The organism is Agathobaculum ammoniilyticum (genome assembly GCF_025567315.1).
Classification (GTDB): Bacteria; Bacillota; Clostridia; order Oscillospirales; family Butyricicoccaceae; genus Agathobaculum; species Agathobaculum ammoniilyticum.
On record NZ_JAOQJE010000024.1, the window covers coordinates 1 to 14,340 of the forward strand.

The following is a 14,340-nucleotide window of genomic DNA, read 5'->3' on the forward strand; positions in this document are numbered from 1 at the left end:
CGCCGCGCACTTCCGCAGCTCGTTTACTATACTATATCCCCCTCCACTTTGTCAAGTCCTCCCTCCCCCTTTCTTTCTATAACTACCGTTTCCTCCCTTGTCCTTCCAGCGCTTTTCTGCTATAATTTTTCTATTGGAACCAATGGTATAAAGGAGGTCACTGGCTTGCCTATAAAAATAGCCGACAGTTTGCCCGCGCGTGCGATTCTGGAGAGCGAAAACATATTTGTGATGACCGAGCACCGTGCAACAACGCAGGACATCCGCCCGCTGCGCATCGCGCTGCTCAACCTGATGCCGCTCAAGATCGTGACTGAAACCCAGATCCTGCGCTGCTTGTCCAACACACCGATCCAGATAGAGGTCGACCTGATTCAAACGAAGACCTATCACTCGAAAAACACCCCCGAAGACCATCTGCTCACATTCTACAAAACATTTGACGATATCCGCGATCAAAAGTATGATGGTTTTATCATCACCGGCGCCCCCATCGAAAACATGCCGTTTGAAGAGGTTGAGTATTGGGATGAGCTGGTCCGCATTATGGACTGGACGAAAAACCATGTACATTCCACGTTGTATATCTGTTGGGGCGCGCAGGCAGGCCTTTACCACCACTACGGCATCCCCAAATATCCCTTGCCGCGGAAGATGTCCGGTATCTTCAAGCATCATGTGCTTTTCCCGAAAGAGCCCCTTTTGCGGGGCTTCGACGACGTATTCTGCGCCCCGCATTCACGCCACACCGAGGTACATGCGTCCGATATCCGCAAGGATGACCGCCTGCGCCTGTTGGCGGAATCTCACGAGGCTGGCGTTTATCTGGTTGAGGCGATGAACGGACGGCAAATTTTCGTGCTTGGTCACGGGGAATATGATCCGGACACCCTGAAGAAAGAATATGAACGCGATCTCGCCAAGGGCCTGAACCCCGAGATCCCCCTGCACTATTTTAGGAACGACGACCCCAGCGACGATATTCTGGTCACCTGGAAAGCGCATGCCCACCTTTTCTATACCAACTGGGTCAATTACTACGTTTACCAAACCACACCCTACTCCCTCGATAAAATATAAAAAAAGAAGCGGCCTCAAGCCGCTTCTTTTTTATGCCTCTTCCATGCCGACCAGATGGCACAGCGTCATCAGGCTGTCAGACAAGTGTACATTCTCGACCGGAACGCCCAGCCCCTCCAGATGCAGGTCCTCTCCCGTGAAGTTCCACAGGCCGCGGATACCATGATCGACCAGCTCATGCGCCAAATCGGGCGCATGGGTGCGCGGAATCGTCAGGACGGCAACATCCGGCTTGCGCCGGTCGACAAATTCAAACAGCGTGCTGCTGCTGCGCACCTCATGCCCGCCAAATTTTTTTCCCACTAACTCCTGATTCGCGTCAAACGCACACAGCAGCTTGAATCCGCTGGCCGAAAAATCGAAGTTGTTGAGCAAGGCCCGTCCCAGGTTGCCCGCACCGATCAATACCGCCGTGCGGCCGGCGCGGAGCCCAAGAATAGCGCCCAACTCCTCCTGCAGCTTATCTACATTGTATCCATATCCCTGCTGGCCAAATCCACCAAAGCAGTTGAAATCCTGCCGGATCTGTGAAGCGGTCAGCCCCATACGCTCAGCCAGGGCGCGCGAGGAAATGCGCTGTACGCCCTCAGCTTTCAGCTCACAAATATTGCGGTAGTAGCGCGGCAGACGCTGCACCACCGCCTTGGAGACCTCTTGTTTGCGCTCCACAGGTTTTCATCCTCTCTTTCCCATCACAAAATTACAGCTTCGCAATCGTTTCCAGTACATAATCCGTGAATTCCTGCGCGGTCGCACCAGTATCACGCCCATTGACCACTACCTTTTTCTCTTCAAACATGCAGATATCGAGCGCACGGTCGAGCTTATTCGCCAGTTCGATCTCACCGATGTGCTCGAGCAGCATCACGGAGGCGCGCAGCACGGAGGACGGGTCCGCGTACTGAGCGCGCCCCTCCTGCACCATGCGCGGCGCGGAACCGTGGATGGCCTCGAACATCGCGTAGCGCTTGCCGATATTGGCCGAACCCGCGGTGCCTACGCCGCCCTGAATCTCGGCCGCCTCGTCGGTGATGATATCGCCGTACAGGTTGGGCAGCACGACCACCTTGAAATCGCGGCGGCGTTTTTCGTCCAGAAGCTTCGCGGTCATGATATCGATGTACCAGTCGTCAAACTCGACCTCCGGATACTCCTTTGCGACCCGCTGGCAGGTGTCGAGGAATTTGCCGTCCGTGGTCTTGATGATATTGGCCTTGGTCACGCAGGAGACGCGGTTCTTGCCGGTCTTGCGCGCGTAATCAAACGCCAGGCGCGCGATGCGCTCGCAGCCCTGCGAGGTCGCCACTGTAAAGTCGATGAACAGATCGTCCGCAATCTGCACGCCCTGCGAGCCGACCGCATAGCCGCCCTCGGTGTTTTCGCGATAGAACGTCCAGTCGATCCCCAGCTCAGGCACCTTGACTGGACGCACGTTGGCGAACAGGTCGAGCGCTTTGCGCATCGCCACATTCGCGGATTCCACATTCGGCCACGGATCGCCCTTGCGCGGGGTCGTGGTCGGCCCCTTGAGAATTACATGGCACTGTTTGAGCTCCTCCATCACATCGGGCGGGATGGCGCAGCCCAGCTCAGCGCGACGCTCGATGGTCAGCCCGTCTATCACACGGAACTCCACTTTCCCCGCCTTGACCTTGTCGGCCAGCAGGGCCTCGAGCGCGTGCTGCGCCATGCCGGTGATCATCGGGCCGATACCGTCGCCGCCGCACACGCCGATGATGAGCTTGTCAAGCTTTGTATAGTTAATAAAGTCATCCTGTGCTTTCATATCCGCGATGCGCGCAAGCTGGCTTTCTACCACTGCTTCAAATTTATCCAGAATGGACTGGTCGATCGACATAACGGTGTCCTCCTCATACCATTGATATTATTTTAACAAATTTTCTGCATCCTGTCAAGAAAGAGGAGGCTGGGAAAGCGCCCCTCTCCTCTTTTCCTTATTGCGCCGCCTGTTCCTTGGCATAGTTGAGCGTGCCGCCCGCGAGCAGCGCGCCGCGCTGACGGTCGGAAACGTCGCAGTCCGCCTTGAAGGTCCTGTCGCCGCATACCACGGTAACCTGACTGCCGTTTTTGATTTCCTCCAGCACATGCGGCAGCGCGATCTCATCCAGCAGGTTGATCGCGTCGTAGTCCGCCGGATCGGCGAAAGTCAGCGGCAGGATGCCCGAGTTGACCAGATTGGCCTTATGGATACGGGCGAACGACTTGCACAGCACGGCTTTGACGCCCAGATACAGCGGAACGAGCGCCGCGTGCTCGCGCGACGAGCCCTGGCCGTAGTTGGCGCCGCCGACGATGACGCCGCCGCCCTGCTCCTTGCAGCGCGCCGGAAATTCCGGATCGACATTGATAAAACAGTAATTCGAGTAGTATGGCACGTTCGAACGGTAGGGCAGCAGCTTCGCGCCCGCCGGCAGGATATGGTCGGTGGTGATGTTGTCCTCGGTCTTGAGTACGACGCGGCCCGTATAGGACGCTTCCAGCGCCTTGCCCAGCGGGAACGGCTTGATGTTCGGGCCGCGTACAACCTCGACCTCGGCCGGATTTTCTGCGGGCCTTACGATCATGTTGTCGTTGATGACGAAATGCTCCGGCATTTCAATCGCCGGCATTTCTCCCAGCGTGCGCGGGTCGGTCAGCACGCCCGCGAGCGCACTCGCCGCCGCGACCTCGGGCGATACCAGATAAATCTGCGCGTCCTGCGTCCCCGAGCGGCCCTCAAAGTTACGGTTGAAGGTACGCAGGGATACACCCGCGGACTCCGGCGACTGTCCCATGCCGATGCAGGGACCGCAGGCGCACTCGAGGATGCGCGCGCCCGCCGCGATAATATCCGCCAGCGCACCGTTCTGTGCGAGCATGTTAAACACCTGTTTGGAACCCGGGCTGATGGTGAGCGAAACGTCCGGATGCACGGTTTTACCCTTGAGGATGGACGCGACTTTCATCATATCGTAATAGGAGGAATTGGTGCAGGAGCCGATGCAGCACTGATTGACCTTAATCGCGCCGATCTCAGCGACCGGCCTGACATTGTCCGGCATGTGCGGCATCGCGGCCAGCGGCTCAAGCGCGGACAGGTCGACCGTGTATTCCTCGTCGTACACCGCGTCCGGATCGGAGGACAACTCGACCCACACATCACCGCGGTCCTGCGCCTCGAGGAAGCGTCTGGTTTCCCCGTCGGACGGGAACACCGAGGTCGTCGCGCCCAGTTCCGCGCCCATGTTGGTGATGGTCGCGCGCTCAGGCACGGACAGCGTCGCAACGCCCTCGCCCGCGTACTCGACGATCTTGCCCACGCCGCCCTTGACGGTCATCTGGCGCAGCACGTCCAGGATAACGTCCTTGGCGGAAACCCACGGGGACAGCTTGCCCGTCAGGTTGACGCGCACCATCTTGGGCATGGGGATGTAGTACGCGCCGCCGCCCATCGCAACCGCCACGTCCAGGCCGCCCGCGCCGAACGCCAACATGCCGATGCCGCCGCCGGTCGGGGTGTGGCTGTCCGAGCCGATCAGGGTTTTACCCGGCGCGCCGAAGCGCTCCAGATGCACCTGATGGCAGATGCCGTTGCCCGCCTTGGAATAGTAGATGCCGTGCTTTTTGGCCACCGAGCCGATATACTTGTGGTCGTCCGCGTTTTCGAAGCCGGACTGCAGGGTATTGTGGTCGATATACGCGACCGACCGCTCGGTCCTGACCTGGTCGACACCCATTGCCTCAAACTGGAGATAAGCCATGGTGCCGGTAGCATCCTGCGTAAGCGTTTGGTCGATCCGGAAACCGATCTCCTGTCCTTGGACCATTTCTCCGTCCACCAGATGCTCCTTCAGAATTTTCTGTGCGATTGTCATACCCATTTGTGTTTCTTACACTCCTTTATGTCCCTACGCGGCGATATTTGCGCCCGCCGCGCCCCGCCGCTGCAAAGCGGGTCCGTTGCGGCTTCCACAGCCTTCTCCACGGCATGCGCGGCATACCGTGCCCAAAAACAAAACAGAAGCGGCCTTTGCAACGCAAAAACCACTTCTATTTTACAACATTCCTTATCTTTTGAAAAGACCTTTTCGCTATCGCTTTTCACAAATATTCGCACTGATCTCCGCAGTTGCGAAAGCATTCTGCAGGGTCAGACCCACACTACCTGCAAGGTATTCATAATATGCCTGGCTCCCGATCATGGCCGCGTTATCCCCACACAGGGAAAGCGGCGGCAGGTAGAGCCTGGTGTGGGTGCGCTTCGCCATCTCCTGCAGCGCCGCGCGCAGGAACGAGTTGGCCGCCACACCGCCCGCGCAGACCACGCGCCGCGCATGCGTCCGCTGCGCCGCCATCTCCAGCCGCGGCACCAGCGTATGCACGACCGCCGCACAAAAAGAGGCCGCAAGGCCGTTTTTGTCCAGCGTTTCGCCTTTCTGCTCCGCATTGTGCGCCAGATTGATGACCGCGGTCTTGAGGCCGGAAAAAGAGAAGTCAAGCGGCGCGTCCTTGATGTGCGAATCCGGCAGCTTGTAGCACATCGGGTCGCCCTCCTGCGCGAGCCTGTCGATCTTCGGGCCGCCCGGGTAGCCCACGCCGAGCACGCGCGCGACCTTATCGAACGCCTCGCCCGCCGCGTCGTCCCGCGTGCCGCCGAGGATCTCAAAATCCGTATAATCGCGCACCATCACGATCTCGCTGTGTCCGCCGGACGCAATCAGCGTCAAAAACGGAGGCTTGAGATCGGGATACGCCAGATAGGTCGCCGCGATATGCCCGCGGATGTGATGCACCGGAATAAAGGGCTTTTGCAGCGCAAACGCCAGCGATTTCCCGAAATTCGCGCCGACCAGCAGCGCGCCGATCAGTCCCGGCGCACAGGTCGCCGCCACCGCGTCCACCGCGCGCTTGTCCATGCCCGCGTCGGCCAGCGCCTTTTCCGTCACGCGCACAACCGCCTCCATGTGCCGACGCGACGCGATCTCCGGCACCACGCCCCCATACAGCGCGTGCGTTTCGATCTGTGTGTCCACCACGCTGGAAAGTATGTTCCGTCCATCCTCAACCACGGCGGCCGCCGTTTCGTCGCAGGAGGACTCAATTGCCAAAATCCTCATTGTCTCACCCGTTGTTCCCGTATTGCAAAATATGACGCGCCAGTTCCGCGTCCTGCCTGTGTACATAGATCCGATACTCCCGCTGGTACTGCGCGCGGATCCCCAGCACATCCTGCCGCTGCAGCATGCGCTGCGCATTGTCCCGCACCTCTGTTCGGAACGCGATCTGCTCACGGCTGAGCGCCTGCTGCGCTTGGAAAAAGTCTTCCTGCGTATTGGTGCATAAAATCTGCTCGCGGTTCATCGGCGTAATCATTTTCCCGCCTCCTTTATCCAAAAGCAAATATTTCCTGTCCCTCGCCACTCTGCTACAAGCCGGCCGGCATGCGGTATACCGCCCAGATCACCGCTGCCGTTGGCAGCAGCAATGCACCGCACAGGCTCACCTGCAGGCGCACCGCATGCCCTTTGGGATCTCCGCCGCACTGCACCGCGCGCAGCGCGTCGCACAGCGCATGGCAGAAAGAACAGGCACACAGCACGGCGCCGGCCAAAAGGGCCGCCAAAAGCATCATCTCTTTCTCCCCCTTTCCGGTTACCGCATCGTGCCATCCGATATCTCTTTTTCCATGCATACGCAGATCTCGTCCCCCGCGAAATCGCCGAAATTCGGCACCAGCCGGTACCCCTGCTTCTGATAAAACGCGATCGCGTCCGGCATATCCGCGCCGGTTTCCAGCACCGCGCGGTGGCACCCGCTCGCTGCGGCGTGCCGTTCGAGCGCGGCCACGATTTTGCCCGCCGTCCCGCTTCTTCGGTATTCCGGCCGGACATACATCCGCTTGATCTCCGCTGTTACCGGATCATACGCGCGCCAGCAGCCGCAGCCTGCCGGCCGTTCCTCTATGTAAGCCACCACCGCGCAAGCCATTCCGTCCAGCGCGTGATACGCCTTGTACTTTTCCGCCACCGAGCCCCAGCCTGCATGGAAATATACATCCAGCTCCGCAACCAGCACTGCCAGATCCGGATTGCTCACATCGACAAAGCGAAGCGCCGCCCGTTTTTTATCCACCGTCCCCAGCGCCTTTTCAAAGCAAAGGCAGTTTTCCGCACCGGCCGGACTCCCATAATAGGGCATTGTACGGTATCCCAGTTTCCGGTAAAGCGCCGCCGAATCCCCTGTGGTCCGCGCGGTTTCCAAAACAGCGCGCGTATAGCCCTGCTCCGCCGCGTTACCCTCCAGCGCGCGGATGACCGCGCCCGCAATCCCCCGCCGACGGTATTCCGGCCGCACATAAATGCGTTTCAGTTCCACGGTATGCGCGTCCGTCCGCTTCCAGCAGCCGCAGCCTGCCGCGCATCCATCCTCATAAACGACCAGCCGGCATCCGAACAGATGCGGGTCGTTATATTTCGCATAGCGGCGATGCACCTCGCCCACGATTGAAAAATAATATTCATCCAGCCTGCCCGCCAGTTCCAGCAGATCGGTGTTTTCCGCATCGACAAACCGAAGCTCCATCCAGCCTCACCCTTTCAGAAAAAATGTCATCAGCAGCGCGTCCTCAACGGGCGCGGTGTAAAAATTCTTTCGCACGCCCACCTTTTGGAAGCCCGCATTCTCGTACAGGGCAATCGCGGGCATATTGGACGTGCGCGCCTCCAACGTAACAAAGGCCAGCCCCTGCGCTCCCGCGTGCGAGACAAGCGTCCCGATCAGCGCGCGGCCGACTCCCTGCCGGCGGCAGTCGGGTGATACCGCAACATTGGTGATATACCCCTCGTCCAGCACGGTCTGGCAACCCACATAGCCGACCGCCACGCCGTCCCGCTCCGCAACCAGGAACAGACCTTTCCCCAGTTCTTCGCGGAGCATATCCGCGCTCCACGGCGCGTGGAAGCACACTTTTTCGATCTCCGCGAGCGCGGCCAGATGACGCTCCTGCATGGGTACGACCGTCATTCTGTAAGCCTCCCGATGATGCCGCTTATCCCCCGGTCGATCTCGGCCGCCGCGCGGCGGTAGGTATCCAGATCGCCGCCAAACGGATCGGAAACGTCCTCCGGCAGCAGGGTGAATATCTTGTCCGCACAGTTCGGATACAGCTCGCACAGGCGGTCGTAATGGGCGCCTGTCATGCAGACCAGAAAGCGCGCCTCCCGCACCAGTTCGGGCGTGAGCATGCGCGAGCGGTGCCCTGCAATGTCCGCGCCCAGTTCGCGCGCCGCCGTGACCGCGTTTGGCGACGCGGGCAGGCCGTTCTGGGTGAACAGTCCAGCGGACGCCGCCGTCAGACCGGTCTTCTTCTCCCCGCCGCGCGCACGGAACAGCCCCTCAGCCATCGGCGAACGGCAGGTGTTGCCCGAGCAGATGAAAATGATGTCGTCCATTTTGGAATTCCCCCTGTCAAAAACCGCCCGCGCCGCGCGCGGTGCGCCCTCTCCTCTCAAACCGATCGGTTCGGGTAGAATCACTTTGTGTCGTACCAGCTATGCCCCGCCTTGGCCTCTGCCACCAGGGGCGCATCCATAACGAACGCGGCTTCCATTTCTTCCTTGAGCAGGCGCATCGCGGTCTCCTGTTCGGTTTTCGGCGCCTCCAAGATTAATTCGTCGTGGACCTGCAGGATGAGCCGGCTCTCCAGGCCCTCGCGCAGCAGGCGGTCGTGTACCCGCACCATGGCGATCTTGATGATGTCCGCCGCGGTCCCCTGGATGGGCGTATTCATCGCCACACGCTCCCCAAAGGAACGGATATTGAAATTTTTGCTTTTCAGTTCGGGCAGCGCGCGGCGGCGGCCGAACAGCGTGGACACATAGCCCTTTTCCCTCGCGTTTTCCTTGATATCCTCCATATATTTTGCAACGCCCGGATAGGTCGCCAGATAGGCGCGGATAAACTCGCCCGCTTCCTTACGGGTCACGCCGATATCCTGCGCAAGCGAAAAATCCGATATCCCGTACACAATACCGAAATTGACCGCCTTGCAGGAGGAACGCATCTGCGGCGTGACCTCGTCCAGCGGCACATGGTATACCTTGGCCGCGGTTGCGGCGTGGATATCCTGCCCGGATCGAAACGCCTCGATCATGTGCGCGTCCTGCGAGATATGCGCAAGCACACGCAGTTCGATCTGCGAGTAATCCGCGTCGATCAGCACATGCTCCGTGTCGGGCGCGACGAACATACGCCGCAACTCACGCCCCAGTTCAGTGCGCACCGGAATGTTCTGTAGGTTCGGGTCGGTCGAGGACAGCCGCCCTGTCGCGGTCACAGTCTGCTGAAAATGCGTATGGATACGCCCGTCCTTTTGGCTGACCACCTTGAGCAGCCCATCCACATAGGTGCTCTTCAGCTTGGTAAGCTGCCGGTATTCCAGTATCCTGGGAACGACCGGATGGTCTTCCGCGATGCGCTCCAGCACGTCCACGTTGGTCGAATAGCCGGTCTTGGTTTTTTTCGGCGCGGGCAGGTGCAGCTTTTCAAACAGCACCTCGCCGAGCTGCTTGGGGCTGTTGATATTGAATTCTCCATCTGCGTCGCGGTAGATCTGCGCGATCAGCTCATGGATACGGACGTCCAGCCGCTCCCCAAACGCGCGCAGCTCGTCCGGCGCGACCGCACAGCCCACGGTTTCCATTTCGGCCAGAATGCGCATCAGCGGCAGTTCTATCTCATAGTACAGCTTGCGCATGCCCAGCTCTTCCACCCTGGATGCTGCTTCCTGATAGATCGCACGCACAGCCCCTGCATGGCGCGCGCACGCCTGTTCCGTCTGTTCCTGCCCGCCGAGCGGCGATACGGCAGCCGGATCGTCCAAGTCAAGTTCTGGCAGTTCGGTGCTGCAATATGCCAGCGCCACGCGCGGCAGGTCATATCCAGACTGCGTCGGATCCAGCAGATACGCGGCGAGGCAGGTGTCGAACACAATCCCCTCCGGCTGGATGCCACGTGCAAGCAGCGCCGCCGCCACAGGTTTCGCATCATGCAGCACCAGCTCGATCGCGCCGCCGAACAGACGGCGCAGCAGCGCATCCCAATCCGCATCCGCAAAGTCATCCGCAAACAGCATCGCCGCCGTATCCGCTTCCAGCAGGCACATCGCACCCAGCGTTTCCGGAATCACCGCAAACACGCGGCCCGCTTCGGTCAGCGCGTCGAGCAGCCCAAACGCTTCGGCGGCATTTTGGATGCGCTGCGTCCGGAGCTCCGGCAGCCTGGGCGCGGTATACGCGCCGCTCAGCCCAAGCTTTTTGATAAAGTTTTTAAACTCCAGGCGGGTCAGCAGTTCATAAAGCGCTGCCTCGTCCCGATGTTCCTCCGGCAGGTTTGCAACATCCAGCGCAAGCGGCGCGTTGCGGTCAATGGTCGCGAGCCAATAGCTGTCTTTCGCGGACTGCGCGCCCGCTTCCAGCTTTGCTCGCGCGCCTTTTTTGATTTTTTCATCCTCCAGGTTCGCATACACGCCTTCCAGCGAGCCGAAATCATGCAGCAGCTGCATTGCCGTCTTTTCCCCGATGCCCGGCACGCCCGGAATATTATCCGACGCATCCCCCATCAGCGCCTTCAGGTCGATCAGGCGAATCGGATCGAAGCCGTATCTTTCACGGAACTTTTCCGTATCATAGGTTTCATAGGTCGTCTGCCCCATTTTGGTGGAAACCAGAAGCACAGTCGTCCCGCCGCCGATGAGCTGCAGGCTGTCACGGTCGCCCGTCACGACCACGCAGGTGTCGCCGTTTTCATCCGCTTTCCGGCTGATCGTGCCGATCAGGTCGTCCGCCTCATACCCTGCCAGCTCGCAGCGTACCACACCCATCGCATCGAGTGTTTCTTTCATCACCGGCAACTGCGCCGCCAGCTCGTCCGGCATCCCCTTGCGGGTTGCCTTGTAGGAATCAAATTTCAAATGGCGGAAGGTTTTTTCCCGCACGTCAAAGCACACAACCGTACGGTCAGGCTTTTCATCCTCCCTGAGCTTGAACAACGTGGCCAAGAACCCGTATACCGCGTTGGTCGGCAGCCCTTCATGGTTGGAGAGCTGGCGGATACCATAAAAAGCGCGGTTGAGTATACTGTTTCCATCGATCACCATGATTTTCATGCGCGTATTCCCCATCATTCAACAAATTTTTCTTATCATATATTATATCCTATTACCAGCCGTATTTCCAGACAAAATAAGGGACGGGGCTTCCGCCCCGTCCCGCGCCCATATTCCTTATGCGCCGAACCGCATCTGCAGCCGCAGACGATCGGCTATCATCGAGATGAATTCCGAGTTTGTCGGCTTGCCCTTGACGCCCGACACCGTATAGCCGAAATAGCTCTGCAGCGTCTCGATATCGCCGCGGTCCCACGCGACTTCGATCGCATGACGGATCGCGCGCTCAACTCGCGAAGAAGTGGTCTTGAACTTTTTTGCAATCGACGGATACAGCACCTTGGTAATCGCGCTGACCGCCTCCATGTCCTCGACCGCCATCATGATCGCCTCGCGCAGATATTGGTAGCCCTTGATATGCGCCGGCACGCCGACCTGATGGATAACCTCAGTTACGCGTACTTCCAGCGCCATTGCTTCCCCCGTTTTTTCGGCCTCCTGCTTTCCGGATTTCCACATGCGGATCCTTTCGCAAACCATTTCCGCTTCCATAGGCTTGCGCAGAAACATATCCACGCCCAGCGCAGTACACTCCGCGCCCGCCTGTGGGCTGGCGAAAGCTGAAAGGACAACGGTCGCGGGCTGCTCCTGCCTGCGTTCGTGCAGCTTGGTCAGCACCATGATCCCATCCATCACCGGCAGCACCAGGTCGATGATGAGCAGATCAGGCTTAAGCTCTCCTACTGCCGCAACCGCTTTCGCGCCGTCCTCCGCGATACCGGCAAGCTCCATATCATTTGATTTTTCGATTGCCGCCGCCATCCGTGCGCAGAATTCGCTGTCGTCGTCTGCGAGCAATACTCGAATTTTTTGTTCCATGTTGTCAATACCAGCCTTCCAGCAATTTATTTGTTCTCTGTCTTAGCTGTCATTAATTTACCATATAATTCCATAATTTTCAAGGCTATTGTCGGAAAAGCTGGATTTTTTTCTCGTCATTTTTCGACAAAATGCGACGAATCGAGCGAAACATGAACAAAAACTTCGTTAATTCGTCATTTCCTCAAGCATCCGTTCAATGCCAATCGCATAGCCGCAGGTAGGGTCGTTTACCATTACGTCAGTACGACCATGATACCAACGCTGTTAAATCTTTGGAAGCTTGGGGAACAAATCAATCACAATTTTACCATCCGGCCCTTTGTCATACTCTATTTTATAAAGGATTTCTTTAAGCAAAGCATTCCGCTCTTTTGGGGACATGGTATCGTAGCTTTCCAACAGATTCTCTGTTGTCGGAATTAAATTCGAAGATACCGCATCGGTCTGTTCGTATTTGGCCAGTGATGTCAGCAAGATATTCTTTTGCTGTTGTAGGCGGGCAACCGAGTCGCCTATTTTTTCTTGGCGTGTTTTGAACAGTTCGAGGGAGTAAACGCCTTGTTCAACCATGTCATACGCTCTTTCCATTTGCGCGTTCCTCTTTTCAAGCTCATCATCCAATCCGGCAATCTTTTTCTTGCAGGCCGCAATATCTTCTCCAAATCCAATCGTCGAGACTTTCACCCTATACCCTTTCAGCCACACCCGAAGCGCCGCTATAATTTGCCTTTCAACAAGATCATAATTACTGCTTCCGTTATGGCAGTTTCTTTGGTTGACACACCGGAAACGCGGTACACGGTAGCGGGTAGTAGTTGTTCTCCCTATTCGTTTCCCGCATTTCGCGCAGTAAATCAGTCCTGCAAAGGAATTTTCCAATGTAAACTCTTTGCGAACTTTTACTGACGGCTGCCGGTTGATCCGAATTTCCTGCGCATCCCAAAAAATTTTTTCACTGATCAAGGCAGGGTGGCGCCCTTCATAGAGCTGATAATCCGCAATGTTTTTCTTGCGTTTGATATGCTTTTCGACGATTCCATTCTGGAATGTTTTAACGTGCTGGCTCCAGCCACGCCGTATTTTCCCCATATATACGGGATTCGTCACTATGTTGGTTATGGTTGAATACGTCCATAGATCCCCATGACGGGTTGGTATTTTTTCGTCATTCAGGTAATTTGCTATGTTTTTTGTTCCCACATAATGAACATACATATCAAAAACCTTTTTTACCACGGGCGCTTCCTTCTCGTCAGGCTCTAAGGTAAACCCTTTTTCTCCCTCAAGCTTTACCCTGCGGTAACCGTATGGGGCAATACTGGAAATATACTTTCCCTCTGAAGCGGAGCTTTGTCGTCCACGAATCAGCCTCCGATTTATCGTTTTATACTCCCTACGGGACATAAACAAGCCAAACTCAAAATACTCTTGATCGAATTCATCGTTTGGATCATAGGTCTTGCTGGGCGTGATAATTTTCGTGCCGGAAAACTGGAATATTTGACTGATATATGCTTGATCCGCACCATTTCCTCGTGCAAGCCTTTCCAGGTCTACGACAAGGACACCTGTATACAAGCCTGCATTAACCTCCTCAAGCATTGCTTGTACTTGAGGCCTTGCGGCAATGGATTCCCCTGATACCACTTCGTAATATGTTTTTGCAATATGATACCCTCGATCTTTAGCCAGCTTATTCAAAATTTCTTCATGACGTTTCAGTGTTTCCTCTACATTTAACTCTGCATAATCACGATCAAAGCGAGACTTTCTCAGGTATTGAACATATCGCTCCATGTTTACCTCCTCTATGATTCAGTATACATTCTTCACAGTATGTTGTCAAACCATTTAGTTTGCAAAAGCACATCCATTTTATATTTTTCCCACATTTACAGCATCTTTTTATACCAAAAACAACTTTTCCTTGTCCAGTCTCTTGTAATGTGCGGAAACTATTTGAGATACATGTTCCATACAGGTTTCAACAGAGTCTATACACCGGTCATCATGAATTCTTACGATACTCTCACAGTTTTCTTCAATGTGGCTTATCATTAATCTCCACCTCACGATAGCGTTTCCACTATTATCCCCCATAGGATATAAGTTATTCTCTAAAAGGAACCATCGGTATTCAGCCGCCGATGGTCGCTGTTGATCTGCTCATTTAACCCAGCGGATTGCAACTTTCCGGCGCTTACTTCATAGGA

Annotated in this window: 13 protein-coding genes; 1 reads left to right on the forward strand and 12 read right to left on the reverse strand. The window is 56.6% G+C overall.

Annotation, left to right across the window (positions count from 1 at the left end; all coding sequences use genetic code 11):
• Nucleotides 1-165: 165 nt before the first annotated feature.
• Nucleotides 166-1,080 (forward strand): homoserine O-acetyltransferase MetA, encoded by a 915-nt coding sequence (gene metA, locus OCV66_RS14900; RefSeq protein ID WP_054327366.1) that lies wholly within the window; start codon nucleotides 166-168, stop codon nucleotides 1,078-1,080.
• Between the two features lie 30 nt (nucleotides 1,081-1,110).
• On the opposite strand, the gene OCV66_RS14905 is transcribed toward metA, so the two are convergent.
• The 12 genes from OCV66_RS14905 to OCV66_RS14960 all read right to left on the reverse strand — a co-directional run bounded on the left by OCV66_RS14905 (nucleotide 1,111) and on the right by OCV66_RS14960 (nucleotide 13,924).
• Nucleotides 1,111-1,749 carry a redox-sensing transcriptional repressor Rex gene (locus OCV66_RS14905; protein ID WP_107632038.1) on the reverse strand — a complete coding sequence of 213 codons (639 nt, stop codon included), beginning with the start codon at nucleotides 1,747-1,749 and terminating at the stop codon, nucleotides 1,111-1,113.
• A 31-nt stretch (nucleotides 1,750-1,780) separates the two neighbouring features.
• Nucleotides 1,781-2,938, reverse strand: coding sequence for an isocitrate/isopropylmalate family dehydrogenase (locus OCV66_RS14910; protein ID WP_054327365.1), 1,158 nt, complete (start codon nucleotides 2,936-2,938; stop codon nucleotides 1,781-1,783).
• Nucleotides 2,939-3,035: 97 nt separating this feature from the next.
• On the reverse strand, nucleotides 3,036-4,961 hold the full coding sequence (locus OCV66_RS14915) for an aconitate hydratase (RefSeq protein ID WP_054327364.1): 1,926 nt from the start codon (nucleotides 4,959-4,961) through the stop codon (nucleotides 3,036-3,038).
• A 210-nt stretch (nucleotides 4,962-5,171) separates the two neighbouring features.
• Entirely contained in the window at nucleotides 5,172-6,197 is a 1,026-nt protein-coding gene (gene tsaD / locus OCV66_RS14920; protein WP_054327363.1) for a tRNA (adenosine(37)-N6)-threonylcarbamoyltransferase complex transferase subunit TsaD, read from the reverse strand.
• Nucleotides 6,198-6,201: 4 nt separating this feature from the next.
• On the reverse strand, nucleotides 6,202-6,453 hold the full coding sequence (locus OCV66_RS14925) for a hypothetical protein (protein ID WP_054327362.1): 252 nt from the start codon (nucleotides 6,451-6,453) through the stop codon (nucleotides 6,202-6,204).
• 52 nt (nucleotides 6,454-6,505) lie between these two features.
• Nucleotides 6,506-6,712 (reverse strand): hypothetical protein, encoded by a 207-nt coding sequence (locus tag OCV66_RS14930; RefSeq protein ID WP_054327361.1) that lies wholly within the window; start codon nucleotides 6,710-6,712, stop codon nucleotides 6,506-6,508.
• A 20-nt stretch (nucleotides 6,713-6,732) separates the two neighbouring features.
• Nucleotides 6,733-7,662 (reverse strand): GNAT family N-acetyltransferase, encoded by a 930-nt coding sequence (locus tag OCV66_RS14935; protein WP_147574607.1) that lies wholly within the window; start codon nucleotides 7,660-7,662, stop codon nucleotides 6,733-6,735.
• Nucleotides 7,663-7,668: 6 nt separating this feature from the next.
• Nucleotides 7,669-8,103, reverse strand: coding sequence for a ribosomal protein S18-alanine N-acetyltransferase (rimI, locus tag OCV66_RS14940; RefSeq protein ID WP_054327360.1), 435 nt, complete (start codon nucleotides 8,101-8,103; stop codon nucleotides 7,669-7,671).
• Nucleotides 8,100-8,531 (reverse strand): low molecular weight protein arginine phosphatase, encoded by a 432-nt coding sequence (locus OCV66_RS14945; RefSeq protein ID WP_054327359.1) that lies wholly within the window; start codon nucleotides 8,529-8,531, stop codon nucleotides 8,100-8,102. The genes rimI and OCV66_RS14945 overlap by 4 nt, the downstream gene beginning before the upstream one ends.
• An 80-nt stretch (nucleotides 8,532-8,611) precedes the next feature.
• Nucleotides 8,612-11,245, reverse strand: coding sequence for a DNA polymerase I (gene polA / locus OCV66_RS14950; protein WP_147574608.1), 2,634 nt, complete (start codon nucleotides 11,243-11,245; stop codon nucleotides 8,612-8,614).
• 117 nt (nucleotides 11,246-11,362) lie between these two features.
• Nucleotides 11,363-12,124: a sporulation transcription factor Spo0A gene (gene spo0A / locus OCV66_RS14955; RefSeq protein WP_054327358.1), complete on the reverse strand. Its 762-nt coding sequence runs from the start codon at nucleotides 12,122-12,124 to the stop codon at nucleotides 11,363-11,365.
• Between the two features lie 267 nt (nucleotides 12,125-12,391).
• Entirely contained in the window at nucleotides 12,392-13,924 is a 1,533-nt protein-coding gene (locus OCV66_RS14960; RefSeq protein WP_107632032.1) for a recombinase family protein, read from the reverse strand.
• Nucleotides 13,925-14,340: the final 416 nt, after the last annotated feature.

Excerpts from the sequence above, each read along its gene's own strand:
- OCV66_RS14910 (WP_054327365.1), bottom strand. The coding sequence starts at position 2,938 with ATGTCGATCGACCAGTCCATTCTGGATAAATTTGAAGCAGTGGTAGAA.
- OCV66_RS14915 (WP_054327364.1), bottom strand. The coding sequence starts at position 4,961 with ATGGGTATGACAATCGCACAGAAAATTCTGAAGGAGCATCTGGTGGAC.
- tsaD (WP_054327363.1), bottom strand. The coding sequence starts at position 6,197 with ATGAGGATTTTGGCAATTGAGTCCTCCTGCGACGAAACGGCGGCCGCC.
- OCV66_RS14925 (WP_054327362.1), bottom strand. The coding sequence starts at position 6,453 with ATGATTACGCCGATGAACCGCGAGCAGATTTTATGCACCAATACGCAG.
- OCV66_RS14930 (WP_054327361.1), bottom strand. The coding sequence starts at position 6,712 with ATGATGCTTTTGGCGGCCCTTTTGGCCGGCGCCGTGCTGTGTGCCTGT.
- OCV66_RS14935 (WP_147574607.1), bottom strand. The coding sequence starts at position 7,662 with ATGGAGCTTCGGTTTGTCGATGCGGAAAACACCGATCTGCTGGAACTG.
- rimI (WP_054327360.1), bottom strand. The coding sequence starts at position 8,103 with ATGACGGTCGTACCCATGCAGGAGCGTCATCTGGCCGCGCTCGCGGAG.
- OCV66_RS14945 (WP_054327359.1), bottom strand. The coding sequence starts at position 8,531 with ATGGACGACATCATTTTCATCTGCTCGGGCAACACCTGCCGTTCGCCG.
- polA (WP_147574608.1), bottom strand. The coding sequence starts at position 11,245 with ATGAAAATCATGGTGATCGATGGAAACAGTATACTCAACCGCGCTTTT.
- spo0A (WP_054327358.1), bottom strand. The coding sequence starts at position 12,124 with ATGGAACAAAAAATTCGAGTATTGCTCGCAGACGACGACAGCGAATTC.
- OCV66_RS14960 (WP_107632032.1), bottom strand. The coding sequence starts at position 13,924 with ATGGAGCGATATGTTCAATACCTGAGAAAGTCTCGCTTTGATCGTGAT.